This is a genomic window from Nocardia sp. CA-129566, from assembly GCF_050956075.1.
Taxonomy (GTDB): Bacteria; Actinomycetota; Actinomycetes; order Mycobacteriales; family Mycobacteriaceae; genus Nocardia.
The window spans coordinates 339153-364707 of the sequence record NZ_CP192085.1 but is presented as its reverse complement, the minus strand read 5'-3'; the positions used below and the strand labels follow the sequence as shown (position 1 = coordinate 364707).

The window sequence follows — 25555 nt, the reverse complement described above, 5'->3', positions numbered from 1 at the left end:
TACCGGACGGGGAGCGGATCGCTAAATCGGCTGTAGGGGCGGGCGGAGGGGGTGCTCGGCAGGCGGTCGGGGGGTGGTGCGCGCCTCAGCGCTGGGCCCGGAAGAATTCGTCCAGTAGCGCGACGCATTCGGCTTCCAGTACGCCGCCGCGCACTTCTGGGCGGTGGTTGAGGCGGCGGTCGCGGACCACGTCCCAGAGGGAGCCGACGGCACCGGTTTTCGGTTCCCAGGCACCGAAGACCAGGCGGCCGATGCGGGCGAGCACCAGGGCACCGGCGCACATGGTGCACGGCTCCAGGGTTACCGCGAGCGTGGTGTTCTCCAGGCGCCAGCCATCGCCGACGACCGCGGCGGCACGACGCAGGGCGAGGATCTCCGCGTGGGCGGTCGGATCGCCCAGGGCCTCCCTGGCATTGGCCGCGCGGGCGAGTTCACGTCCGGTGGCATCGAAGACGACGGCACCGACCGGTACGTCGCGAGCACCCGCATCGGCCGCTGCGGCGATCGCGGCGCGGACCATGTCGGTGTCGGAAAGTCCGTCGGCGAGCAGGCCCACGTCAGCGGGGCAGCTTGTCCAGCACCGCCGAGAGTTCATTGGCGAAGCCGAGCCGCTGGGCGATCATGCCGAGCTGCTCATCCGGATACAGGTCGGTTTCGGCGAGGATCACGCTCAGCACCGGTTCGGGCAGGCCGAGATCGGCGAGCACGCCGAGGTCGCCCTCCTCCCACGGCTCGATATCGTCGAGTTCGTCCGGGTCGATATCGGGAATTTCGACATTGAGGGCCTCGAGCACGTCGGCCGCGATGTCGTAATCGATCGCGGCGGTCGCATCCGAGACCAGCATCCGGGTGCCGCTCGGTGCGGGCCGGAGCACGATGAAGAATTCGTCATCGATATCGAGCAATCCGAACACGGCTCCAGAACTACGCAATGCCTTGAGTTCTGTTTCCGCCGCGGCCAAATCGGTGAGCGCGGCCGGACTCAACGGACTACACCGCCACTGTCCTTCTTCGCGGACAACCGCCACTGCGAACCCCTCCACGTCGTCGAAATCATCCGACGCAGCCTTGTTCGTGCCCGAGCGCTGTGCTGCCATGGCCGCAACGGTAGTCGGCTCGAGCCGAAATGTTGAAGTCGTATGCGAATCTGTTCCGATGACTCCTGACCAGAAAGCACCGGTGTGTGTCCTCGGGACGGGCTTGATCGGCGGATCGCTGCTGCGCGCGGCCGTCGGCGCGGGCTACGACGCCTGGGGTTACAACAGGTCAGAGGGGGGTGCGCAGGCCGCGCGCGCCGATGGCTTCGATGTCACGGGCGATCTGCTGGGAACGCTGACACGGGCCGCCGATACCGATGCGCTGATCGTCGTCGCGGTGCCGATGCCCGCGGTGGACCACATCCTCGCCGAGGTGGCGAGCTACGCGCCGCAGTGTCCGCTCACCGATGTGGTGAGCGTCAAGGCGCCGGTGGCCGCGGCGGTGCGCCGGCACGGGCTCGCGGCCCGTTACGTCGGCGGGCATCCGATGGCCGGCACCTCCGAATCGGGTTGGGCGGCTACCCATTCCGGCTTGTTCCAGAATGCGGTGTGGGCCGTCGGGGTGGATGAGGGCACCCACCCCGAGCCGTGGCGGCGGGTGGTGCGGCTGGCGCTGGCCTGTGGCGCGGTGGTCACCCCGGTGGTCGCGGACGAGCACGACCGCGCGGTGGCCCGGATCTCGCATCTGCCGCATGTGCTCGCCGAGGCACTGGCCGTATCCGGCGCGGCGGGCGGCGACCTGGCGCTCGGACTCGCCGCTGGTTCGTTCCGCGACGGCACCCGCGTCGCCGCCACCGCCCCCGACCTGGTCCGCGCCATCTGCGAGCCCAATGCCACGGCCCTGCTGGACGTACTGGAGGAGACGCTCACCATCCTCAGCGCGGCCCGCGACAGCCTGCGCGCGGAAGGCACCCTCGTCGACCTCGTCGAAGCCGGACACGACGCCCGCGAACGCTACGAAACCACGCAGCGCTGGGAGATCACCGACATCAACCCCGGCGACCACAACTGGCTCGAGCAACTGCGCGAGGCAGGCCAGCGTGGCGGGGTGATCACCGAGCTGGACTGATCCCGGCGCACGACACTGGGCGCGACGACGGGATGCTGGCGATCTCACCGAGCTGGCTACGGCGCGGACGATGATCAGTGGCGGTAGTCAGATGCGTTCGGCGAGGCCGGGGTAGTCGAGGAGGAAGCCGTCGGCGTCGACGGTGACGGTGGCACTGGAGACCGGGGACAGGACACTGATGCCGGTGGCGCCGCTGCTGTAGGTGAGGCTGGCTTCCTGGACGAGCAGGTCGGGAAGGCGGACGTAGACGACCGGGACCTGGATGTCGTCGACGGCGTTCTGCAGGCCGAAGCGGCGGATGGGGAGGGTGTTGAAGAACGGGCTGAGCACGACGTCGACATCGAGGGCGCCCGCGAAAGTAGAGCGGACATGGCCGCCGCCCGCGTCGACGAGCCAGTAGTTCTCCTCGTCCCTGGCGATGGAGGCCTGGCGTTCACCGGCGGCGGTGGTGCTGCGCAGGGATAGGCGCTTGGTGACGCCGTTTTCGTCGGTGACCAGGTCATAGGAGGCGCTGAACGCGGGATGTTCGGCGCACGCGCCGCCGATCATGCGACCGGCGGCGCGGATGCGGTTGCCATTGAGGGTCACGCGGACCGACTCCATCCGCGCCCCGTTGTGCGCGCGCCAGGTGAGGACCGCCGGCCACCGGGATGCCGCCGGTTGGCTGTCGGGGCCGAGGGCTGGATTCGTCACGTATCTACCGTAAGCGACGCGGGCAATGCACCGGCATTACACCAGCGACTCGCGCCATGCGGCGTGCAGGCTGGCGAACCGGCCGGCGCCCGCGATGAGCTCGCCCGGCGCGCCGTCCTCGACGATCCGGCCGGATTCCAGCACCAGAACCCGGTCGGCGATCGCGACCGTGGACAGCCGGTGCGCGATGATCACGGCGGTGCGATCGCGCAGCACCGTTTCCAGTGCCCGCTGGATCAGCCGCTCGCTGGGAATGTCCAGACTCGAGGTCGCCTCGTCCAGCACGATCACCGCGGGATCGGCGAGGAACACCCTGGCGAAGGCCACCAGCTGACGCTGACCCGCCGACAAGCGCCCGCCGCGCTTGCGCACATCGGTGTCGAAACCCTCCGGCAGTGCGCTGACGAAGTCGTAGAGGCCGACCGCGCGCGCCGCGGCGAACACCTCCGCATCGCTGGCCTCCGGCCGCCCGAGCCGAATATTGTCGGCCACCGACCCGGAGAACAGATACGACTCCTGGGTAACCATCACGACATTGCGCCGCAGATCCACATCGGAGAGCCGACGCAGGTCGATGCCATCCAAACTCACCGTGCCGCCGGAGGGGTCATAGAACCGCGCCAGCAGCTTGGCCAGCGTGGACTTGCCCGCACCGGTGGCACCGACGAGCGCGATCACCTGCCCCGCTGGAATGTCCAGCGAGAACTCCGGCAACACCGGACGTGCCCGACCACGCTGCTCGGCTTGCGGCACAACGCCTTCGAGCTCCGCCACCGCGGCGTCACCCGGTCCAGCCGCACTCGACTGCACCACACCAGGGCGCGCCGACACCGCTCCCGCAACAGCACGCCCAGCCGAATCCGACAGTTCGAGATCGACCAGCCCTCCGCCACCGGACATCGCCCCAGCCACACCGGGCTCCGCCGCGCCAAGGCTCACCGCAACAGCACGCCCAGCCGAATCCGACTGTTCGAGCACGGCATCGGAATCCGGTGGCGCCTGCGGGCCACCGGCCGGTGATCCGTAGCCGAACCACACGTGGTCCATGCGCACGGCGCCGGTTGCCTTGGTCAGGGTGACCGGCTCGCTCGGTTCCTCGACCGAGGGTTGCTCCTCCAGCACGCCGGAGATCTTTTCCAGGGCCGCGGCCGCGGATTGGTAGGCGTTGAAGACCTGGGCCAGTTCGTCGAGGGGGCCGTAGAAGTCGTTGAGGTACAGCAGGTATGCGGCGAGGACGCCGACGGCGAGGTTGCCCTCGATGACCTGCCAGGCGCCGACCACGATGACGATCAGCGTGGTCAGATTGCCGAGCAGGCGGGTGAGTCCGGCGTAGTCGCCCATACCGCGCATGGCGGCGGTGGTCGCCTGGAAGTATTCGGCGTCCTCGGCGGCCAGCACCGATTCATTGCGGGCCTCGCGCCGGAAGGCCTGCACCGCGCGCATGCCGCCCATCGACTCGACGAACTGCACGACCACCTTGGCGATGGCGCCGCGGGTGCGCCGGTATCCGGCCCGCTGCCGACGCTGGGCCCAGCGAGTGACCAGCGCCAATGGCACGAATCCGAGCAGCACGATGGCGGCGAGGGTCTGATCGAGGTAGATCAGCAGCACCGCGATGGTCAGCACCGAAAGGATGGCGCTCAGCGCCTGATTCAGCGCACTCTCCAGCAGCTGCTGCAGCGTTTCGATATCGCCGGTCAGCCGGGCCACGACCTTGCCGGAGGTGTACTGCTCGTGGAAGGCGACGCTGAGCCGCTGCATATGCGCGAACAACCGGACCCGCAGATCGAAAAGCACACTCTGGCTGAGCTTTCCGGAGATCCGCAGGAATACGAAGGTGGTGCAGACGCCGAGCCCGATCGCACCCAGATATCCGGCGACGGTGAGCGCCAATGGCGCCCAGTTCCCCTCGGCCCCCTTGGCGATGCCGGTGTCGAGCCCGTGCGCGACGAACAGCGGCGCCGAGACCATCGCGGTGTTGTCGAGCACGATCAGCACCATGGCCAGGATCGCGAGCTTGCGATAGGGCCGGACCAGGCTCAGCAGTAGCCGCCGGGATCGACCGGCCAGCACGAGATTTCCGGTCTCGGTCACCTCCTTGTCCTCATTGGCGATACCGCGCCAGTCGGCGACCTCGTCGCGCTGGGCCGAATCGTCGGCGGGGACAGCGGTTTCGGTTGTGGTCATGATTCACCTCCCATCAGTTCGCGGTAGCGACTGCTGGTCTGGAGCAGTTGATCGTGGGCGCCCTCGGCGATGATCCGCCCATCGGCGAGCAGCGCCACCCGGTCGGCGAGTGCGGCGGTCGAGGGCCGGTGCGCCACGAGAAGAGTGGTGGCACCGGCCAGCACCGTGCGCAGGCGTTCCTGCACGCGCTCCTCGGTCTCCACATCGAGTGCGGAGAGCGGGTCGTCGAGCACCATGATGCGAGTCCGCTCGCCCGTACCCGCCCGCGCGAGTACCGCCCGGGCCAGGGCCAGCCGCTGGCGCTGACCGCCGGACAGACTCAGCCCCTGCTCACCGATCCTGGTGTCCAGGCCCCACGGCAGGTCCTGCACGAAATCGGTGGCCTGGGCGACATCGAGCGCGCGCCACACATCGTCGTCACCGGCCTCCGGATCGCCGAGCGCGACGTTTTCCCGCACACTCGCCGAAAAGAGCACCGGTTCCTCGAATGCCACCGAGACCAGCGAGCGCAGATCGGCGACCCGCATCGACGCGATATCGATGCCGTCGATGGTGATAGCGCCGCCGGTCACGTCGTAGAGCCGCGGAATCAGATTGAGCAGTGCCGTCTTTCCGCTGCCGGTCGCACCGACGAGCGCCACCGTCTCACCGGGCCGCACCTTCAGCGAAATATCCCGCAGTACTTCATCTTTCGCTTCAGGAAAGGCGAAACGCACACCGTGCAGCGCCAATTCGCCCACGACTCGCTCGGGCAGCGCGACCGGATCCGCGGGATCGGTGATATCGACCGGGGTGTCGATGATCTCCCAGAACCGGTCGGCCGCGGTGCGTGCGTCGTTCCATTCGGCGAGCAGGAAGCCGGTCCAGATGATCGGCCACTGCAGGAACGTCGCCAGGGTGATGGCGGCGACCAGGGTGCCCAGTGTCATGGTGTGGTGCGCGACGGCATAGCCGCCGTAGCCGAGCGCGAAGGCGATGGCCAACTGCGGCAGGCTCACCATCGCCGACCAGAGCGTGGCGTCCAGCCGCACCTTGAACAGTTCGGTCTGTTGCAGCGCACGCGACTGTGCGGTGAACCGCCCGCCGAAGAACGCACCGCGACCGAACGCCTTGAGCACTCGGACGCCCTGCGCGGACTCCTCGGCGGTGGTGGCCAGATCGCCGGACTGATCTTGGGAGCGCCGCGAGGCCACCGCGTAGCGGCGCTCGAACCGCAGGCAGACATATGTCAGCGGCAGCGCGACGATCGCGAACATCAGCCCGATCTGCCAGCTCAGCGCGAACAGCACGAGCAGACCGACCGGGATGACAATGCAGTGGATGATCAGGAACGGCCCCGCGAACGCGACGAACCGCTTCATGGTGCTCATATCGTCGATCGCGCGCGACAGCAGCTGACCGGACTCCCACGCATCGTGGCGTCCGATCGACAAGGTCTGCAGCTTGCGGAAGATCTTGGCGCGCATGGCGATCTCGAACTGGGCCGCCGGTTTCGCAATGAGCCACCGACGTCCCCACACCCCGAACGCCTCGATCAGACCGAGCAGCAGCACCGCCAGCACCGGCAGCACGACACCCGCGAAATCGCGCCGCTGAATCGGACCGTCGATGATCCGCGCGATGACCAGCGGGATCATGATCGCGGTCAGGGTGGCGGCCACCGCGAGCCCGGTCGCGCCGAGCAGCGCGGCCCGATGCGGGCGCAGATACGGCAGGAACCGGCGTAGCGAATGCGGGCGACCCGACGACGCGGCGGCAGGTCGCTCCGGTCTGTCGACCTCCGTATCGGCCGACCGCGTATCGAGCGTGACGGACAAAGCTCCCCCTCGTAGTCCCGTGGTTTGGCTGGTGTCGCGAACGGATCTCCCGCTGATGTTCGCACCGGGGTCCGACATTTCAGGGTGGCATCAGTCCCGGGATCGGCCAACCGATTTTCCGCCACGCCAACAGCCAACAACCTCGAGTAACCTCGAGGTCAAGACCCCCGGCAACCCCCGATCAGCACCACCCGCAGACGACATCGGCGCCCGGATACCGGGCGCCGATATTCGCTACTTCGATTGCACGAACGGAAGTCACCACGCTCAGACGCTCGCGTGCTCCATCGCGTCGGGGAAGTCCTGCTGCTGATAACCCCCACGCAGCGTGCCCTCCAAGTACGCGGCGCGGCAGGCCCGTCGGGCGATCTTGCCGCTGGAGGTGCGCGGAATCGAACCGGCCGGGACCAGCAGGATATCGCGCACGGTCACGCCGTGGCGCTGCGCGATGGCCCCGCGCACGATATCCACGATCGGCTCCGGATCCAGTTTCGCCGCACCGGTGCCGCGCTCGGCCACGATGACCAACTGCTCCGAGGTGTCATCGGCATCGAAGGTGAGCCCCGAACGACTGCCCTGTTCGAAGACCAACGGGGGCAACTGATTCGCGGGCACCGAGAACGCCGCGACGAATCCGGGCCGCAGCGAGGTGCTGGCTTCCTGGGCCGAGGATTCCAGATCCTGCGGATAGTGGTTGCGTCCGTCGACGATCACCAGATCCTTCACGCGGCCGGTGATGTACAGCTCACCATCGAGGTAGACGCCGAAATCGCCGGTGCGCATCCACTGGGCGTCCGGATCGGTGCCCTGCGCGTGACTGCCCTGCGGCAGTCGCCGGGCGAGGATGTTCTGAAAGGTCGCCGCGGTCTCCTCAGGCCGACCCCAATACCCGATGCCCATATTGTCGCCGTGCAGCCAGATCTCGCCGACCGCACCGTTATCGCGCTCGATACCGGTCTCCGGATCGACGATCACCGCCCACTGCGATAACGCGACAAAGCCGCACGACACCTGCGCGATCGAATTCTCGGTGCCCTTGGGCACTTCGACCATGCGGCCCGCGTTGAGCTCATGGCGATCGACATAGACGACCTTGGCCTGATCCTCGGCCTTGGTCGCCGAGACGAACAGCGTCGCCTCCGCCATGCCGTAGCAGGGCTTCAGCGCGGTCGCGGGCAGACCGTACGGCGCGAACGCCTCATTGAACTTCTGCATCGACGACACCGACACCGGCTCACTGCCGTTGATCAACCCGATCACATTCGAAAGGTCGAGTTCCTCACCGGGTTTCGGCTTACCGCGGGCGGCGGCATGCTCGTATGCGAAATTCGGTGCGGCGGCGAAGGTTCCGGCGCCATCGGAGGCGGCGGCCAATTCCCTGATCCAGCGATAGGGACGCCGTACGAACGCACTCGGCGACATGATGGTGATGAATCCACCGCCGATGGTCGGCAGGATCACCGACAGCAGACCCATATCGTGAAATAGCGGCAGCCAGGTGACACCGCGTGAATTCTCTTGTACACCAATGGCATCGATCATTTGCAAGAGATTGGTGCCGACCGCGCGGTGGGTGATCTCGACACCGGCCGGTGTCCGCGTCGATCCCGAGGTGTACTGCAGGTAAGCGACACTATCGATATTGACCTCCGGCCGCACCCAGCTCGATCCGACACTATCCGGAATGGCGTCGACGGCGATGATGCGCGGCCGCTTTGCCGCCGGGAGATGCCGGAAGAAGTTCCGCACGCCCTTCGCGGCCGAGCCGACGGTCAGAATGGCCGCCGGCGTGCAGTCACCGAGCACCGCGCGCAGTCGATCGGTATGGCCCTGCTCCTCCGGATCGAACAGCGGAACGGCGATATTGCCCGCGTAGACCGCCGCGAAGATCGAGACGACGTAGTCCAGCCCCTGCGGGGCGAGAATGGCCACCCGATCGCCCGGCCGCGTCACCTGCTGCAGCCGGGCCGCGACGGCACGCAAACGAATGCCGAATTCGTGCCAGGTGAGATCGACGTACTCGCCATCGCGTTCCCGCGAGTAGTCGATATAGCGGTAGGCGAGTCCGTCGCCGTTCTCCGCGCTGTGCTTGTCGACGAAGTCGATCAGCGTCTTGTCGCCGCGGATCTTGATATTGCCCTGATCGTCCAAATAGTCGTCGAAGGTCTCGTCGATCATCGCCTTATCCTTTTGTCAACGCAGGCACTCAGGCCATGCGATTACACCGAACACAGGTCGACAACGAAGCGTCGGGAAGGCTAGCAGGTGCGCCGACCCGCGCTGCTCAATACCGTCCGAAGGCAATCGCGACGTTATGCCCGCCGAAACCGAACGAGTTGTTGAGGGCGTAATCGATTCGGCCGGATCGGGCCTGCCCCTTGACCACGTCGAGATCGATTTCCGGGTCCTGGTTGTCCAGATTCAGCGTCGGCGGAACGATGCTGTCGCGCAGGGTGAGCACCGTTAGCACCGATTCGAGCGCCCCGACCGCGCCGATCGAATGGCCGAGTGCGGATTTCGGCGCGTAGACCGATGCGTGGTCGCCGACGGCGGCATTGATGGCCTGCGCCTCGGCGGTATCGCCGATCGGGGTAGCGGTCGCGTGCGCGTTGACATGGGTGACATCGCGTTTGGAGATTCCGGCCTTCTGCATGGCCTTGGTCATCGCCCGGGCGGCACCCCTGCCATCGATATCGGGTGCGACCAGATGGAAAGCGTCAGAGGTGATTCCGGCGCCCAGCAAGCGCGCGTGAATGGTCGCGCCGCGCGCCTTGGCGTGCTCCTCGGTCTCGATGACCATCATCGCGCCCGCCTCGCCGAAGACGAATCCATCGCGGTCCTTGTCGAACGGTCGCGAGGCAGCCCTCGGGTCCTCGTTGCGGGTGCTCATCGCGCGCATCATGGTGAACGCCGCGATCGGCAGCGCCTGAATGGAGCCCTCGACACCGCCGGTGACCACCATGTCGGCGTCGCCCATGACGATCATCTGCCAGGCATTGGCGATCGCCTCCGAACCCGACGAGCAGGCCGAGACCGGGGTGACCACGCCCGCGCGCGCACCGAGTTCCATGCCGACGCAGGCGGCCGAACCGTTCGGCATGATGCGCTGCACCGTCAGCGGCGACACCTTGCGGTAGCCGCCGTTGTGCAGCCGGTCCCGCGCGTCGGTGATGTATTCGCCGCCGCCGAGTCCGGTGCCGATGGCCACCCCGAGCCGGTTCCTGTCCACCTCCGGACTGCCCGCATTGCGCCAGACCTCACGCGCCAGCATCAGCGCCATCTGTTCCACGTAGGACAGGTGCTGCGCCTCCTGCCGGGTGAGGTTTTGCGACGGCTCGACCTTCAGGTGTCCGCCGATGCGCACGGGTAGTTCGAACTGCGCGATGAAGCTGTCCTCGAGCGCATCGATGCCGCTCTCGCCATTGAGCAACCCCTTCCAGGTGGAGTCGACATCACCGGCGATCGAGGTGGTCGCCGCCAGACTGGTCACGACCACGTCGGGATAGTTCCCGTTCTTGGTAGACGGAATCTGCATTTCGCTCACTTTCCTGGCGTCACACTTTGGGATAAACCGGGAACTGCGCGTCGACGCTGGAGCGCCGGAAGGGGTCAGCAGAAGCGGAAGCTCGAAGAATGCCTGCTGCCGTCGAACGGCCCTGCATACGCGATTCGACCGTGAGCATTACCGGGGCAACCGATCGGATCGAGTGCACGACACACTACCGTGGCCGTCGCCAGGTCGTGGCGATGACCGCTCGAGTAACCTGCTCACCGGAGACGCAGCGCTGGTGGTTCCGAGCGATCCGCGAGCAACCGTGAGAAGGGAAGACTGTGACGGGCGGGCGGATGGTCGGGCTGTTCGCCGGTATCGGCGGGCTGGAGCTCGGCCTCGGCAACCATGGCTGGCATACCGAGCTGCTCTGCGAGATCGATCCCGGTGCGCAGGCGGTGCTCGCGGCGCGCTTTCCCGGAATTCCGTTGCACGCCGACATCACTCGGCTGCGCGCCCTGCCCGCGGGTACCGAACTGGTCGCCGCCGGATTTCCGTGCCAGGACCTATCCCAGGCCGGGCGCACCGCTGGCATCACCGGAAAACGCTCCGGACTCGTGGACGAGGTGTTCCGGCTGGTGCGCCGCCAGCGCGGGCCGCGCTGGCTGCTCATCGAGAATGTGCCGTTCATGCTGCAGCTGGGGCGCGGTGCGGCCATGCGGCATATCACCGGCGCGCTGGAGGAACTCGGCTACACCTGGGCGTACCGGGTGGTCGACGCGCGGGCGTTCGGGCTGCCACAGCGCCGCCAGCGGGTGCTGATGCTGGCCTCGCGCACCGAGGATCCGCGCCGGGTGCTGTTCGGTGACGACGCCGGATCGCTCGATCTCGGTGACCCGGAACAGGATCCGTGCGGCTTCTACTGGACCGAGGGCGTGCGCGGACTCGGCTGGGCGGTGAACGCGATCCCGACGCTCAAGGGCGGTTCGGCGCTGGGCATCGCAAGCCCGCCCGCGGTGCGGTTGCCCTCGGGCGAGATCGTCACGCCGGGCATCGTGGACGGTGAGCGGCTGCAGGGCTTCGCCCCCGACTGGACCGAACCGGCGACCTCCGTGCCGGGGATCCGGCACGGACACCGGTGGAAGCTGATCGGCAATGCGGTGAGTGTGCGGATGGCGTCCTGGGTCGGTGCCCGGCTAGCCGCACCGGGCGAGCCGATTCCGGGCGATGAGCCGCTGCCGGCGGGACGGCCGTGGCCGGTCGCCGCGTGGGGCCGGGCGGGCGCCGCCTACCGGGTACCGGTCTCGACCTGGCCGGTGCACGAGCCGTATGAGGATCTGCACCACTTCCTCACCGACACGCGGCTGCTCTCCGCCCGCGCCACCGCCGGATTCCTGCGCCGCACCGGAATGGGCAATCTACGGTTCCCACCCGGATTTCTGGCCGATGTGGAGAGTCATCTCGATCGCATGGGCGGCTGGGCGGCATGAGGTTCGACCCGTCATGACCACGAATCGGCGTCCGCCGACCGATGCCGCGACGAGTGCGCGAATGGCCCGCCAGCGGCGCGCCGGAACCGGACCCGAACTCGCGTTACGCCGGGAACTGCACCGGCGCGGACTGCGCTATTTCGTCGACCGCGCGCCACTGCGCGGGCAGCGACGGCGCGCGGATCTGGTATTCCCCCGGCTCCGGGTCGCGGTCTACGTCGACGGGTGTTTCTGGCATCGCTGTCCGCAGCACGCGACCTATCCGAAGAACAACTCGCAGTGGTGGGCGGACAAGTTGAGCGGCAATGTCGCGCGTGACCGGGCCACCGATGCGGCGCTGGCCGCGGCGGGGTGGCAGGTGGTGCGGATATGGGAACACGAGGACGCGGCCGCGGCGGCGGACCGGGTCCAAGCCGCTGTGGCCGAGCGAGCCAACTGATACCGGCAAGCCGTCGCTAGCGGCGGGGCCGCACCCGAACCAGCGTGCGCGGCGCGTGCGCGGCCAGGTAGCCCGACACCGCCATGACCGCCAGCACCATGAACCCGGCGATGGCCGTTGCGAATCCGATCATAGGAACCTCCTTGGATCTACCCAGCATCGCGGACGAACCTGGCAGAACCCTGTACTCGAGTTGGTAATGAGGTGTGCGAAAGAGCTGTCGGTTAGGACACACTGACCTACTGTTGAACACCGGACCAGCGAGGAGGCGGAGAATGGTCCAGTGATTGATCGCCGGAGGATCGCCGAACGACACGTCCTGGTGGCCTGCGGGCTCATCGCGGCGGCGATCGCAATCGGCGGACTCTGCTATTCGTCCTGGTTGCTCGAGTTCGTACTGAAGATCGATGTCGATCCGGTGAACTCGTTCCTCAGTGAGCTCGATGCCGAGGGCAAACCCCACCGCGAGGTATTCGCCACCGCCGACAAGATCGTCGGTGTGCTGCTGATGCCGGCGGCGATCGCCGGGCTGCTGTTGTTTCCGCGCCGCAGATTCACCACCATCGGCTGGGTCGCGCTGTTCTGCTTCGGCGCCGCGACCATCGGCGACGTACTGCTGCCGCTGCGTGATTGCACCCCGGAGGACAACGCCGAATGCGGCGGCGGTGGCAGCGAACTGTTCCCGCAGTTACATCAGCCGCACGCGCTGACCAGCACCATCGCGGTTACCGCCATCGCCGTCGCGACCTTCGCGTTCAGCCTGGCCGCGTTCCGCTATCACCGCTGGCGAATACTGCGCGAGGCCGGGCTGGTGGTGCTGGTGATCGGGTCGGCGGCGACCATATGGATGCTGGTCGCCGACAACCTGACCGGCAATTACGCGCTCGGGATCGCCCAGCGGATCCAGGTCGGATCGATGTCGCTGTGGCTGATCACGTTGGCGGCGGCGGTGATTCTGGAAGGCCGCGAATGGATCGAAGGTGATCCCGGTTAGCCGACCTTGATCCTGACGGTGTGTGAGTCGACCTTCGCGGGCAGTTTGGTGGTGTCGATCTCGAGGATTTCGCCGGAGTCCTGCAGACCGTTGGGCAGCGTTTTGGGCTTCAGGCCGAAGGGCGGCTGCTCGCCCTTGCTGGCGGCGAGGCCGAAATCGCTGTCATTGGCGATGTAGAGGGTCTTACCGCCGTCCAGGGTGGCGACGCCCTCGATCTTGTCGTGACCGTAGAACTTGCCGTCCGCGTTCAGACCGGTGATCAGCCCGACGAAGTCGAGGTTCGCGGTCTTGGCGACGGGCGTGATCCCCGCCTTCCGCAATGCCGCGACGCCGTCGTTCGTCGAGACGGTGCCGACCAAGGTCTCCAGTGGCTTGCCGTCGATCTGGAGCCCGCCGCGTTCCGGATCGTAGTGCGCGCCCGCGACCTTCGACTCCGGGCCGACATCGGTGGCGCCGGAGATATCGACGGTCCACAGTTTCTTGTCGGCCTTCGGGGGCAGGTTGCCGTCGCGCTCGTCGACCAGGAAGGTGGTGGCGCTGAGCGCGGTGATCTCGGAGTCGGCGACCTTGGTGCTCTTCGGATCCTGCAACGCGAGCACGAATTCCTTGACCGCCTTGGTCAACAGGTCGACGGTCACGATGCGGGTCATCGGCACATCCTTGGCCGAACCGTCCAGATCGGGGGTTTTCAGACCGCTCTGCACCACACCGACGAGCGTGCGGCCGTCCGGGGTGATGGTCAGACCCTCCATACCCTGGTTCGGGGTGCGCAGCGAAAGCTCCTTGGGCAGCCCGGATCCCGGACCGAGGCGCTCGAGCTCGGCGCCCTTGGCGTCGAAATGCACCAGGAACGGACCGTATTCGTCGGAAACCCAGAAGGTGCCGTCGGGCAGGGCGACCAGCCCCTCGGGGTCGAGGCCGTGGTCGGTGGGTGGCAGCACATTTCCGGCGAGATCCTTGATGGTCTCGCCGGTGCTGGCCGCGATATCCACCTGACCGTTGAACGGGGTGCCGTTGGCGGTGTGCAACTCGATCGTCGACTGCAGCACCGCGCGATTGCCGACCAGTTTGAACCGGCCGATCTTGGGCACGAAGCCCGGTGTCGGCGTGAGCTTCTCGTTCTTGCCGGGACCGTCCACATTGGGGCCGCGGTCGGTGAGGCCGTAGAACTCGCCCCGCGCGCCGGGCACCGGCGTCCACGCCGAACCATAGCCGCTGGCCTGCACGGTGGTGCCGCCGAATTCGCCGAGCGGCGCGATATCGGTGGTGTACAGGCGAACCGCGTCGGTGGTGCCGACCTTCAACTCGTCGGTGCCGGTGTAGCCGGGCTTCGGCTGGTAGACCAGCGCGCCGTCGAGGCGGCGGGTCAGCGTGCCGTGTTCCGGATCGGCGATCGTCACGGCGGCGCTGCCACCCGTGGCGGCCAGCAGATCGTCTAGGGAGATCACCAGCGGCTGATCTTTGGCCACGGTGAAATCGGCCTTACCGTCCGAGGACGAGCAGCCTGCGGCCAGCACGCCGATGCAGAGGACGGCGACAGCGGTAATACGGGTGTGCGCTTTCACCGTGTCTGCCTACCTCCTACATCCGACAAAAGCCCTACGGCCGAATGACCAGTTGATGTCATGCTGTCGCCATGGCTGATCGCGTGAATATCGCTTCGGGTTCGGAGTTCGAGGATATCGTCGGCTACTCGCGGGCGGTCCGTGTCGGCAATACGGTCGCCGTCAGCGGCACCACCGCCTCGCTGCCCGGCGGCGATGCGGTCGGCGGCGCCGATATCGGCGAACAGACCAGGGAAACCCTGCGCCGCATCGCATCCGCACTCACCGATGCCGGTGCGAGTCTGGCCGATGTCGTTCGGACCCGGATCTTCGTCACCGATATCTCGCGGTGGCCCAAGGTCGCCAAGGCACACGCGGAAGTATTCGGCGATATCCGTCCGGCCGCGTCGATGTACGAGATCAAGGCGCTGATCACGCCCGCGCTGCTGGTGGAAATCGAGGCGGACGCGATCGTCGGCGAATAGCGCCGTGATGCGGTTTCTCGGGCGGGGCCGGTGGTGACTCGCTAGGGTCGGACGGGTGACCAGCGATGCTGCGGAGACCACGGTTCAGCTCGAGACCGTTGCCGAGGCCACGGCACGGCTGTTCGAAACCGTTCGTGGTCTCGACGACGATGTGAGCGTGCCCTCGCTGCTGCCGGGTTGGAGCCGGGGACATCTGCTGGCGCATCTGGCGCGCAATGCCGACAGTCTGGTCAATCTGTTGCTGTGGGCGCGCACCGGAATCGAAACTCCCCAATACGCAAGCATGTTCCTTCGGGACGCGGATATCGAAGCGGGTGCGCCGCGACCGCTCGCCGAGCAGCTGGCCGATAACGAAGCCGCGGCGAACCGCTGGCTCGCGCTGGCCCAGACCACGCCTGCACAGGCCTGGACGGCGACCGTGCGCACTCGGCAGGGCAGGCCCATTCCGGCGACCGAGGTCATCTGGATGCGGCTGCAGGAGGTGGAGATCCACCATGTCGATCTGGCCGCCGCTTACCGACCTGCCGACTGGCCCAGCGAATTCATCGCCCGTCTGCTGCCGCGGGCCACCGCGGATCTGACCAAAGCCATTGCCGCGGCACCCGACCCGGCACCCGCATTCGAAGTGCACACCACCGATACCGATTTCACGGCCACCATCGGCACGGGGTCCCCTGATCATACGATCACGGGCTCCGCCTCCGGTGTGCTCGCCTGGCTCCTCGGGCGTTCCGAAGGAGCGGATCTGAGTGGAGCGCTCCCGGTACTTCCCTCTTGGAAATGAGCCTGGGCGCTCGCGCGTCGGCGGCGGCACTCCCGACAACACCATCACCGGATCGGCTGTGCCGTGCTCGCTCGGCTCGTCGGGCGGTCCCGATTCTGCCGTCCTGGAAGCGAGCTTGCGGTAGCGCCTTCCTGCGACGGAGTCGACTCCACTGCGATCCATCGCTCTTCGCCCTGCCGCGCAACCAGAGCGCACCGCCTACGGTCCGGTCTTCGTCGCTCGCGCAGTCCGAAGGCCCCTCCTCTGGATGCGGGCATGCCGTCGGCCGGACCGGTTCGCCACGGCGTGGGCAGTGAGGACCAGCGACCACACGAGGAGCAGGGCGACCGTCAGCCCGAGGGGGTAGTCGCGGTCCAGCACGGTCGGATTACTCGACATGGCATTGCTCCGGTCGAGCACCGGTAGAGCGACCAGGACGAGGGCCACCGAGCAGATGGCGCCACAGGCGGTGACCGCCCACCAGGTAGGTGGAAGGAGGCGGCGGGCGGTCAGTCCGAAAGCCGCGCAGACCGGGGCGAAGACCGCGTCGTGGAGCAGGATGCCGCCCGCGAACCAGATCGCGACGGAGGCGAGATCGGTTGGCGGCAGGTCGAATAGGCCGCTGATGCCGTACCAGCCGAGCCAGACGCCGACGACGAGCAGCAGGATGCGGACCGCCGTCATGACAGGACCTCGATGTCGGACAGCCATTTGGTTTGCAGCACGCCGGGCCGGTTGGGGGCGATGAGGCGGCAGGGGTAGCCATGATCGAGGTCCAGGGTTTCGCCGTTGATGGTCAGGGCGACCAAGGTGCTCGCGTCGACGACATGACGTTGCGGGAGAACGGAACTGCCGTAGATGCCGGTCTGCTCCAGGGAGCGGAATCGCACATCGCCGCCGGGATAGTTCCCGACCGCGGCGAGCAGGTCCAGCAGGCGAACGCCGGACCAGTCGGCACCCGCACTCCAGCCCTCGACACAGGCGATCGGCAGGCTGGCCCGGGTCTGCGGCAGGGAAAGCAGTTCATCTCGGGTGAACTGGCGCTGCCGATCGCCCACCGTCACCGTCAGGCGGTATCCGGCATCGCGGGCCCGGTCACCGACGCCCGCCGCCGCGGCCGATCGATTGACCGGAACCCCTTGCGGTCCATGCCCACTGCGTGGGGCGAGCACGGCGGCCCAGCGCAGGAAGGGGACGGTCTGTCCGGCGACGGCCGAGCCCGCGGCAACGGCGGCAAGACTCGCGCCGGTCAGCACCGCGCGCCGCGAGATATGGGGTCCGGTCTCCGGCCGCGCCTGCGGTGGCGTCCCCGTGTCCGCTCGGGCACTGGATTCGGCAGGAGATCTGGCGAACTCGGCCCCGGTCTCGGACGTTGCCCCGGTTTTCGTCTGGGTGCTCGGTCGGCCGAAGCATTCGACTTCGGCCGGTGATCCAACCTGCGATCGAGTCTCGGTCCTGGTCACTGCCTGCTGCTGAATCCCGGTTTTTGCTAGCGCTTCCACGGATTCGGTGCACTCAGTAGAGGATTCGACATCGGGGTCGGTGAGCGGGCGTTGCAGTGCGTCGCGGATAACGGGCAGTTTGACCGCCAAATGCACCGCGAGCGCCCCGACGGCGACATAGGCCATGGCGTAATGCGCCGTGGGAAAGAAGAATTTCCAGGGGTAGTACTGGGCGATATTGAGCAGTCCGGTCGACAGTTGGAAGATCGTCGCGCCGACGAGCAGGGCGATGGAACCGCGTTCGAGCATTCGCAAGGGCGAACCGATGATCGGACGCCGGAACAGCCTGGGGTACACCGCCCACAGCTTCACCAGCAGCAGGGGAATGGCGGCGACACCCGCGATGACATGGGTGCCCTGGGTGACCCGGTACAGCCAGACGGGATGGGCGGGCCACCAGAACCAGCTCGGCGGATGCTGGATCCAGTGACTCGATAGACCGGTCACGAAGCAGACCAGGATCGCGGTGCCAAGGGCGATGCCGACGCGACTCGCGACCTCAGGTCCACGTGCGGATGTCGGGCGCATCGCCGGTCCTCCAGCGCCGGTCGCAGTACCAACGTTCGCGCGAACGCGCAACGACCGCAGCGCAGTCACGACACGATATGCCGGGCGGACCACCACACTGGTTCGGAGCATCATGGCGCGGATATTCGTCGTCATGACGTCCTACTCGCCGTCTGCGAATGCCCGCCCCAACGCAGCCATCCGATGTATCTACCGGACACCTCCATCGCTGCCAGCAGACGAAATCCCGCCGCGACGGCCAGCTCCTCGGCGCGATCCACACCCACGCGCGCCCACGGAAACCATTCCCCCACCCGGGTTCTCGTCTCCAGCCGGATCGGATTCGACACCACACCGGTTCCGGGGCGAGCGAATTCGACCACCGCGATGCCGTCGCGGGCGAGCAGTTCACCCGCGCGGGTCAGTATGCGCACCGGGTCGCCGCCGATGCCGATATTGCCGTCCGCCAGAATCGCGTAGGACCAGCGGCCGGACCCGGGCAGCGGTCCGAACAGGTCGCGCCGCAATGCCGGTGCACCCTGAAATCTGGTGGCCGCGACGGCCATCGGCGAGATGTCGACCCCGAGCGCGACGACACCGCGCCGCAGCAGTGCGGTGACCAGCCGTCCAGGGCCGCATCCCAGGTCCACAGTCGGTCCGTCGCAGCAGCAGGTCAGCGCGGTATCGGCGCGGCTGTCGGCAGCGTCGAAACCCAACCAGCGCCGGGTCCGCAGCCGGTGGCGTCGGCCATCGGTATCGCGTACCCAGCAGTCCTCGCCCGCCAGCGCCAGATCGAAGATATCGATGCCGCTCATCGGGGTGCCAGTACGGAGCGGTGCAGGTGCTGGACCAACCGGGCGAACCGTCCGTCGGATGCGGCGGCCACCTCCAGGGCGTCGGCGAAGGTGTCGACATCGTTGTAGCGCGGCAGCGCACGCACCCGCAGATCGCAGCCCAGCATGGCATCTCGGGTCAGTTCGCCGGTCCGGTCGGTCGACATGGGCACCTCGACCAGCGTGCGAGCCGCCCGCGGCGTCGGCAGCCCGAGCGCCCACCAGCCGCCGTCCTCGGCGGGGCCGAGCAGTGCGTCACCGCGCAGGACCAGCTCGCGAGCGGCCCAGGTCAGTACGTCCGGGCCGATCTGCGGTGTGTCCATGCCGATCTGCAGGACCGGCAGTCCGTATCGCGCGGCATCGGCATGGGCATTGGCCAGGCGCTCGCCGAAGGACGCGCCGCGCTGGGCAATGACCTCGAAATCGGCCAACACCCTGGCCAGCTCATCGGCGCATTCGGCGTCGGCGAGCGCCCCGGTGAACGCGACGACATGGTGCGCGACCGGACTGCGCGACATCGATTCCAAGGTGTCCAGCAGCGATGCCGCGGCGACCCGGGCCGCGTCGCGCGGCGAAAGCGGTGGTGTCAGACGGGTTTTGGCGAGTCCGGGAATCGGGGCCTTGGCCAGCACGAGCAGTGTCGCGGCCACGGGCGAGGGGCGGCGGTAGTTCATCGCAGCACCGCCAGGAAGTCCCGGGTGGCCCGCAGGGTGCCGAGCCATGATCCGGAGACCTTCGAAACACCGCCGGCCCGTGGCCGATACGCGATATCGCGCTCGACCACGCGCCAGCCCGCACCCGCCGCACCGATCAGCAGGTGCAGGGGATAGCCGGAGCGGCTGTGCAGCGGGCCGAGGGACAGCAGCGCCGCACGGCGGGCCACCCGCATGGCACCGATATCGTGCACGGGCAGCCCGTAGCGGCGGCGCAGTCGCCCGGCAATGACGAGATTGCCCAGTCGCGCATGCCACGGCCACACGCCCCGACGCACCGGCTTGCGCCGTCCGACGGCGAGATCCGCACCCGCACGCACCAAGTCGACCAGCGGCGGCAGCTCACCCGGATCCATCGATCCGTCGCCGTCCAGAAAGGCGACCAAATCCGTACCGGCGGAGGCGATTCCGGCCTGCACCGCGGCCCCGTACCCGGGCCGCGCCTCGGATACCACGGCAGCGCCGCACCGGCGCGCCACCTCGGCCGTCGCATCGGTCGAGCCATTGTCCACCACCAGCGCATGGAATCCCGCCGGAATGGCGGCGAGCACGGCTGGCAACGCTTCAGCTTCGTCCCGGCACGGGATGACCACGGTCACGCCGTCCGGGTTGTGGAAGGTCTCGGTCACGGTTTCGACGCTAAGCCAAGCAGGGCCGAATCGATGCGGCGAAACTCCTGACGAAACAGTGACATCAATGCCCGGAACCGCTCGAGCACCGTTTTTTCGGGCGCTGCCGCCCTATCGTGAGGTTCGTGCATGACGTGACGGAGGCTGTGACGCGCCCACGTGGCCGGGTATCGAGCGAACTGGTGGGCGCGGGCATCGCCGCTGCGCTCGTATTGGCAGCATTCATTATTCCGCGAATTGCCAGCGAACACTGGCGCAGCAAGCTCTACGCGGGTGCGGCCCCGCTGTTCGGCGACTGGCTGACCCACGTCGGCTGGGGTTCGATACCGGCCATCGCGGTCGCGATACTGGTCATCCGGTTCGGTCCCGCGCTGGCCGAGCGATTGCCCTGGCGACGCCTGCTGACCCTGTCCTGGCTAACCGCCGTGACCTGGGCATTCGCCTTGGCAATGATCGATGGCTGGCAGCGCGGATTCGCCGGACGGCTCACTACCACGCACGAGTATCTGCACGAGGTGCCCGGTGTCCGCGATATCCCGGCGATGCTGCGCGGATTCTCCGGCCGCATCCTGGATTTCCAACCGGATTCGTGGACCACCCATGTCTCCGGGCATCCGCCCGGCGCACTGCTGTTGTTCGTACTGCTCGATCGCATCGGCCTGGGCGGCGGAGGCTGGGCCGGGCTGGCCTGCCTGCTCATCGGATCGAGCGCGATTGTCGCGGTCGCGGTCACGCTGCGGGCATTCGGCGCCGAGGACCGGGCCCGAAAGTCCCTGCCGTTCTTGACGATAGCGCCCGCCGCGATATGGATCGCGGTCTCCGCAGATGCGGTATTCGCCGGTGTGGCGGCGTGGGCGATCGCACTGCTCGCGATCGCCGTCGGGCGGCCGCGACACCGGTGGATCGCCGTGGCTTCCGGTGTGCTCTTCGGCCTGGGAATCTATCTCAGCTACGGCCTCGTCATCATGGCCGTACCGGCCGTCGCGATCCTGATCGCGGGCCGAACCGCCCGACCGCTGCTGCCCGCGCTACTCGGCGCGCTGCTCGTCGCGGCGGCCTTCACCATGGCCGGCTTCTGGTGGCTCGACGGGTATCACCTGGTGGTCGAGCGTTACTACCAGGGCATCGCCACCGAGCGTCCCTATGCGTACTGGGTGTGGGCGAACCTCGCCGCCACCGTCTGCGCGGTCGGCCTGGCCACCGCCGCCGGGCTGCCGCGCGCGCTATCGCACCCGCGCGAACCAGGCGATCCGACCGCGCTCTTGGTGGCGGCGGGTTTGTGCGCGATATTGGTGGCAGACCTCAGTGGCCTGAGCAAGGCGGAGACCGAGCGCATCTGGCTGCCGTTCGACATCTGGCTCATGGCCGCGACCGCGTTTCTGCCGCGGTCCACCGTCCGAGTCTGGCTGTTCGTCCAAGCGCTCGGCACCCTGGTACTCGCCCACACGATCCTGACGAATTGGTAGCCATGTGCATTCTGATCGCCGATGACGACCCCTTGGTCCGTGATGTGGTGCGGCGCTATCTCGAACGCGACGGGCTGACAGTCGTGGAGACCGCCGACGGTCCATCGACCATGGCCCAACTCACCGCCCCCACCGGCGACCCCGTCGAACTGGCCGTCCTCGATGTCATGATGCCCGCCCCGGACGGCATCGAGATCTGCCGCGCGGTGCGCTCGGGCCCGCGGCCGGACACCCCGATCATCCTGCTCACCGCGCTCGGTGACGAGGACGATCGGGTGCTGGGCCTGGAGGCGGGCGCCGACGACTATGTCACCAAACCGTTCAGCGCCCGCGAACTCGCGCTGCGGGTCGCCTCGGTGCTGCGACGTTCGCAGGCAGTACGGCAGCCGAGTGCGCAGGTGCTGCGCGACGGTGCCGTCGAAGTGCGGCCGGATTCGCAGTCGGCGCTGGTGGACGGCGTGCCGGTGGATCTGACCGCGCGCGAATACGATCTGCTCGTCTTCCTGCTGCGCCATCCACACCAGGTGTTCAGCCGCGAGGAACTGCTGGCCAAGGTGTGGGGCTGGGATTTCGGCGATTTGTCCACCGTCACTGTGCATATCAAGCGGTTGCGCGCGAAACTCGGCGACCGACACCGCATCGAGACGGTGTGGGGTCGCGGCTATATCTGGGGCCGGAATGGAGAATCCAGTGCCTGAAGACACCGTCCAACTGATCGCCTACGCGCTGGCCTGTTCGCTCCCGATCGTCGCACTCGGGGCGGTGATCCTGCGCGCCGCCAGCAACCGTTCCATGACCACCAGCATGGCGGTGCTGGTGCTGATCCCGACCCTGTCCACGCTGGCAGGCGTCATCGGGGTCAGCGGGTTGATGTTCACCGACGAACTGGAGCGCACCGCCGTCGTACTCGCGGTGGTCGCGGCGGTCACCGTACCCGCCGCCCTGCTGCTCGGGCGGGAACAGGCCCGAAAGACCGTCTGGGAGAAACAGATCCGCGAACAGGAACGGATGGCCGAACGCTCGCGCCGCGAACTCGTCGCCTGGGTGAGTCACGATCTGCGGACCCCACTGGCGGGCATTCGCGCGATGGCCGAGGGGCTTGCGGACGGCGTGCTCACCGGCACCGCCGAGGTGGCCCGCTACGCCGAACAGATTGTGCGCGAGACGGATCGGCTCTCGGTCATGGTCGACGATCTGTTCGAGATGTCGAAGATCAATGCCGGCGCATTGCGATTGGAACTGGAGCCGGTCGATCTGCGCGAACTGATCGATGAAGTGCTCGCCGCCAACCGCCCGAACGCCGAACGCGCCAAGGTCGTCTTGCGCGCCGAACAACCCGATTCCGAAATCGTCGTCGCGGCCAGCGACCGCGCCCTCGGCCGGGTACTGACCAACCTCGTCTCCAATGCCATTGCCCACACCCCGCCCGGCGGCCAGGTCGCGATCTCCGCTGGCACCGCAGGCGGCCAGGCGTGGGCGCGGGTCGACGACACCGGACCGGGCATCGCCGAGGCGGACCTGCCGCGCATCTTCGAGGTCGCCTACCGCGGCACCGCCGCCCGCTCCCCCGTCGCCTCCGACGGCGTGTCGTCCGGAAGCGGTATGGGCCTCGCGATCGCCGCCGGACTGGTCGAAGCCCACCACGGCGATATCACCGCCGAGAACCGGGACCAGGGCTGTCGCTTCGAAGTTCGGCTGCCGCTGCCCGGAAACTGAGTCACATCAGCGGCGCACCCGCCCCGGCGACCGCGCGCAGCGGTGCGAAGGCGAATTCGGCCAGGCCGTCGAGTGGATCCACCTGCGCGGTGAATCCCAGAGTGCGTTGCGCCTGTTCGGGACTGGCGACAATATGGCGCACATCGCCGGGTCGATAGCGGCCGGTGATCTCCGGTTCCGGCCCGCCGCGAGCCGCGGCGAGGGCAGTGGCGACCGCGCCGATGGTGATCGGCCGTCCCGAGGCGATATTGAGCGGCAGGAACCCGGTATGCGGATATTCGACCGCGGCGAGATTCGCCGCCGCGATATCGCTGACATGGACGAAATCCCGTGCCTGCCTGCCATCTTCGAATACCTGCGGCCGCCTTCCTGCCTCCAGCGCCGATCGGAATATCGCGGCAACTCCGGAATACGGTGTATCCCTTGGCATATCGGGGCCATAGACATTGTGATAGCGCAGCGCGGTCACCCCGGAATCGGTCACCGCGGCCCACGCGGCCGCATAATGCTCCTGCGCCACCTTCGCCGCCGCATACAGACTGCGCGGCCGCAGCGGCGCGCTCTCGGGCACCGCCTCCCAACTCAGCACCGCATCGGAATCCGGGTCCCGATGCTCGTACATCCCCTTGTCGAGATCTCCTCGCCTGCGCACCCCGACCTCAACCGCCCCGGGCCGCACGCCCCGATACCGTCCCTCCCCATAAACCACCATCGACGACGCCAGCACCAAACGCCGACATCCGGCCCGATCCATCGCCGCCAATAGGACCGCAGTCCCCAAGTCGTTATGACTCGCATAAGCGGGCGCATCCTGCGCACTCACCCCCGCCCCCACCACCGCCGCCTGATGACAAACCACATCGATCCCCCGCAATACCGAATCCAGCGCATCCGCATCCCGCACATCAACCAACCGCACGTTCTCCGGAACAACCGCGCCAACCCCATGCGCCGCAGGCAACATCACATCGATCGCCACCACCTCATGCCCAGCATCGATCAACTCCTGATGCACCCGCGCCCCGATGAACCCAGCCGCCCCGGTCAGTAGCACCCGCATATCACCACCACCCCAGGTTCCGGTGCTCAACCCGCCCGCCACCCACGCCATCGTCTTCCGAGGTCATGTCACCGATTCTGCTGCCTACCCCGCAGCGATCGCCGCAACCCGGCCACGTCGTCAGACTTTCGTCACGATCCCCGAACCGCGCTACCCCCCGGACACGACCCCCCTGCTCTCAGCGGTCCGACTTTCTGGCGGATGGTGGCGGCAGGCGAAACAGACCTTTGATCCTGCGCAGGGCTTGATCGTCTCCGGTCGCGGATGCGACGCCGGTTTCGATCGCCTCGGCGAACGTGTGGCCTTGGCTGGTCGCGCGGAGAAACTCCGGCTCACTGATAGTGATGATCGCGTCTGGGTGTTGAGCGGGTCCGTGCAGTGTCTCGATCGTTTGGTCATCGATGCGGGCGTGGAAGATTTCGTCGTCGATGCGGAACTCGTACACCGCGCGGAGTCCGGCGGCGGCCTCGGCATCGAAGCAGGCTCGTAGGCCGAGGACCGCCCAGCCCGGGTGGAACGTCTCGGTGGGGTGCGGTTCGCTCATCGCCCACTTCAGCCCCCACCGGGCCAGGGCCAGGATCGCGGGCTCGAGCTCCGTGCCGGCCTCGGTGAGCGCGTAAGCGGGGGTACGCGCGGGTGGCGGGAGGGTGATCTTTTCCGCCAGTCCCTCGCGTTCCAGATGTTTCAGGCGTGCGGCGAGCAGACCGGTGCCGAGACCGCGAAGGCTGGCCTGCAGGTCGCTGAAACGTTTGGGTCCGGTCAACAGCTCGCGGATCAGCAGCAGGGTCCAGCGCTCGCCGACGAGATCGAGGGTGCGCGCGGTCGCGCAGTACTGGTTGTACGATCGCTGTTCCACTTCATCACTCTAGACTTCGCGCTTCTCATTTTTGAACAAGCGCGAGGTCAGGAGCATTTCGGTTAGCTCCTGCGGGAACCGGTGTCGAGTGCCGCGATGACCGCGGCGGCATGGTCGTGGAGTCCTTGGTCGCCACCGGTGCAGTGATCCGGAGTGAGCGTGCACGCCCCGTCGGCGCGCAGTACCGGGATAACGCGGTCCCAGACCCAGATCCGTGCCAGGCGCCATGTACAAGAACGAACGTGGTCATTGGTGAATCTCCTTG

Annotated in this window: 24 protein-coding genes; 9 read left to right on the top strand and 15 right to left on the bottom strand. The window is 67.5% G+C overall.

Annotation, left to right across the window (positions count from 1 at the left end; genetic code table 11):
- Nucleotides 1–85: 85 nt before the first annotated feature.
- Both ACQP0C_RS01635 and ACQP0C_RS01630 read right to left on the bottom strand, forming a co-directional pair.
- On the bottom strand, nt 86–520 hold the full coding sequence (locus ACQP0C_RS01635; protein ID WP_433734830.1) for a nucleoside deaminase: 435 nt from the start codon (nt 518–520) through the stop codon (nt 86–88).
- A gap of 37 nt (nt 521–557) precedes the next feature.
- Nucleotides 558–1097, bottom strand: coding sequence for a tRNA adenosine deaminase-associated protein (locus tag ACQP0C_RS01630; protein WP_433729879.1), 540 nt, complete (start codon nt 1095–1097; stop codon nt 558–560).
- Nucleotides 1098–1155: 58 nt separating this feature from the next.
- Between ACQP0C_RS01630 and ACQP0C_RS01625 the strand changes: the two genes are divergently transcribed.
- Nucleotides 1156–2106, top strand: a complete 951-nt coding sequence (locus ACQP0C_RS01625) for a prephenate dehydrogenase (protein WP_433729877.1) — start codon at nt 1156–1158, stop codon at nt 2104–2106.
- Nucleotides 2107–2193: 87 nt separating this feature from the next.
- On the opposite strand, the gene ACQP0C_RS01620 is transcribed toward ACQP0C_RS01625, so the two are convergent.
- The 5 genes from ACQP0C_RS01620 to ACQP0C_RS01600 all read right to left on the bottom strand — a co-directional run bounded on the left by ACQP0C_RS01620 (nt 2194) and on the right by ACQP0C_RS01600 (nt 10338).
- Entirely contained in the window at nt 2194–2799 is a 606-nt protein-coding gene (locus tag ACQP0C_RS01620) for a putative glycolipid-binding domain-containing protein (protein ID WP_433729875.1), read from the bottom strand.
- Between the two features lie 36 nt (nt 2800–2835).
- Nucleotides 2836–4986, bottom strand: coding sequence for an ABC transporter transmembrane domain-containing protein (locus ACQP0C_RS01615; protein ID WP_433729873.1), 2151 nt, complete (start codon nt 4984–4986; stop codon nt 2836–2838).
- Nucleotides 4983–6803, bottom strand: a complete 1821-nt coding sequence (locus ACQP0C_RS01610) for an ABC transporter ATP-binding protein (RefSeq protein WP_433729871.1) — start codon at nt 6801–6803, stop codon at nt 4983–4985. Before ACQP0C_RS01610 ends, ACQP0C_RS01615 begins: the two co-directional genes overlap by 4 nt.
- 267 nt (nt 6804–7070) lie before the next feature.
- Complete coding sequence (gene fadD32, locus ACQP0C_RS01605; RefSeq protein ID WP_433729869.1) at nt 7071–8981, bottom strand: long-chain-fatty-acid--AMP ligase FadD32; 1911 nt, start codon at nt 8979–8981, stop codon at nt 7071–7073.
- Nucleotides 8982–9087: 106 nt separating this feature from the next.
- Nucleotides 9088–10338 (bottom strand): KasA/KasB family beta-ketoacyl-ACP synthase, encoded by a 1251-nt coding sequence (locus ACQP0C_RS01600; RefSeq protein ID WP_433729867.1) that lies wholly within the window; start codon nt 10336–10338, stop codon nt 9088–9090.
- Between the two features lie 311 nt (nt 10339–10649).
- On the opposite strand from ACQP0C_RS01600, the gene ACQP0C_RS01595 reads away from it, so the two are divergent.
- From ACQP0C_RS01595 to ACQP0C_RS01585, 3 genes are all read left to right on the top strand, one after another.
- Nucleotides 10650–11783, top strand: a complete 1134-nt coding sequence (locus ACQP0C_RS01595; protein ID WP_433734829.1) for a DNA cytosine methyltransferase — start codon at nt 10650–10652, stop codon at nt 11781–11783.
- 13 nt (nt 11784–11796) lie between these two features.
- On the top strand, nt 11797–12222 hold the full coding sequence (locus tag ACQP0C_RS01590; RefSeq protein ID WP_433729865.1) for a very short patch repair endonuclease: 426 nt from the start codon (nt 11797–11799) through the stop codon (nt 12220–12222).
- A gap of 283 nt (nt 12223–12505) precedes the next feature.
- Nucleotides 12506–13216 (top strand): DUF998 domain-containing protein, encoded by a 711-nt coding sequence (locus tag ACQP0C_RS01585; protein WP_433729863.1) that lies wholly within the window; start codon nt 12506–12508, stop codon nt 13214–13216.
- On the opposite strand, the gene ACQP0C_RS01580 is transcribed toward ACQP0C_RS01585, so the two are convergent.
- Entirely contained in the window at nt 13213–14781 is a 1569-nt protein-coding gene (locus ACQP0C_RS01580) for an esterase-like activity of phytase family protein (RefSeq protein WP_433729861.1), read from the bottom strand. The two genes, ACQP0C_RS01585 and ACQP0C_RS01580, sit on opposite strands and share 4 nt — an antisense overlap.
- Before the next feature lie 71 nt (nt 14782–14852).
- Here ACQP0C_RS01580 and ACQP0C_RS01575 point away from each other — a divergent pair, with 71 nt between their 5' ends.
- Together ACQP0C_RS01575 and ACQP0C_RS01570 are read left to right on the top strand one after the other, a co-directional pair.
- The gene (locus ACQP0C_RS01575) at nt 14853–15245 is read left to right on the top strand and encodes a RidA family protein (protein WP_433729859.1); all 393 of its coding nucleotides are present in this window, start codon (nt 14853–14855) and stop codon (nt 15243–15245) included.
- 55 nt (nt 15246–15300) lie between these two features.
- Nucleotides 15301–16029: a maleylpyruvate isomerase family mycothiol-dependent enzyme gene (locus ACQP0C_RS01570; RefSeq protein ID WP_433729857.1), complete on the top strand. Its 729-nt coding sequence runs from the start codon at nt 15301–15303 to the stop codon at nt 16027–16029.
- 198 nt (nt 16030–16227) lie between these two features.
- Here ACQP0C_RS01570 and ACQP0C_RS01565 read toward each other — a convergent pair whose 3' ends face one another.
- The 5 genes from ACQP0C_RS01565 to ACQP0C_RS01545 form a co-directional block, all read right to left on the bottom strand.
- Nucleotides 16228–16692, bottom strand: a complete 465-nt coding sequence (locus ACQP0C_RS01565; RefSeq protein ID WP_433729855.1) for a hypothetical protein — start codon at nt 16690–16692, stop codon at nt 16228–16230.
- Nucleotides 16689–18038 carry a molybdopterin-dependent oxidoreductase gene (locus ACQP0C_RS01560; protein WP_433729853.1) on the bottom strand — a complete coding sequence of 450 codons (1350 nt, stop codon included), beginning with the start codon at nt 18036–18038 and terminating at the stop codon, nt 16689–16691. Before ACQP0C_RS01560 ends, ACQP0C_RS01565 begins: the two co-directional genes overlap by 4 nt.
- Before the next feature lie 131 nt (nt 18039–18169).
- Entirely contained in the window at nt 18170–18832 is a 663-nt protein-coding gene (locus tag ACQP0C_RS01555; RefSeq protein WP_433729852.1) for an SAM-dependent methyltransferase, read from the bottom strand.
- Nucleotides 18829–19524 (bottom strand): TIGR04282 family arsenosugar biosynthesis glycosyltransferase, encoded by a 696-nt coding sequence (locus tag ACQP0C_RS01550; protein WP_433729850.1) that lies wholly within the window; start codon nt 19522–19524, stop codon nt 18829–18831. Before ACQP0C_RS01550 ends, ACQP0C_RS01555 begins: the two co-directional genes overlap by 4 nt.
- Nucleotides 19521–20192, bottom strand: coding sequence for a glycosyltransferase family 2 protein (locus tag ACQP0C_RS01545; RefSeq protein WP_433729848.1), 672 nt, complete (start codon nt 20190–20192; stop codon nt 19521–19523). The genes ACQP0C_RS01550 and ACQP0C_RS01545 overlap by 4 nt, the downstream gene beginning before the upstream one ends.
- 125 nt (nt 20193–20317) lie before the next feature.
- On the opposite strand from ACQP0C_RS01545, the gene ACQP0C_RS01540 reads away from it, so the two are divergent.
- From ACQP0C_RS01540 to ACQP0C_RS01530, 3 genes are read left to right on the top strand one after another with little or no spacing between them, the layout of a single operon-like run.
- Nucleotides 20318–21658 (top strand): hypothetical protein, encoded by a 1341-nt coding sequence (locus ACQP0C_RS01540; protein WP_433729846.1) that lies wholly within the window; start codon nt 20318–20320, stop codon nt 21656–21658.
- Nucleotides 21659–21660: 2 nt separating this feature from the next.
- Nucleotides 21661–22356, top strand: coding sequence for a response regulator transcription factor (locus tag ACQP0C_RS01535; RefSeq protein WP_433729844.1), 696 nt, complete (start codon nt 21661–21663; stop codon nt 22354–22356).
- Nucleotides 22349–23374 carry a sensor histidine kinase gene (locus ACQP0C_RS01530; protein ID WP_433729842.1) on the top strand — a complete coding sequence of 342 codons (1026 nt, stop codon included), beginning with the start codon at nt 22349–22351 and terminating at the stop codon, nt 23372–23374. The genes ACQP0C_RS01535 and ACQP0C_RS01530 overlap by 8 nt, the downstream gene beginning before the upstream one ends.
- Before the next feature lies 1 nt (nt 23375).
- On the opposite strand, the gene ACQP0C_RS01525 is transcribed toward ACQP0C_RS01530, so the two are convergent.
- Complete coding sequence (locus ACQP0C_RS01525) at nt 23376–24434, bottom strand: NAD-dependent epimerase/dehydratase family protein (protein WP_433734828.1); 1059 nt, start codon at nt 24432–24434, stop codon at nt 23376–23378.
- A gap of 178 nt (nt 24435–24612) precedes the next feature.
- Nucleotides 24613–25290, bottom strand: coding sequence for a winged helix-turn-helix transcriptional regulator (locus tag ACQP0C_RS01520; protein ID WP_433729840.1), 678 nt, complete (start codon nt 25288–25290; stop codon nt 24613–24615).
- Nucleotides 25291–25555: the final 265 nt, after the last annotated feature.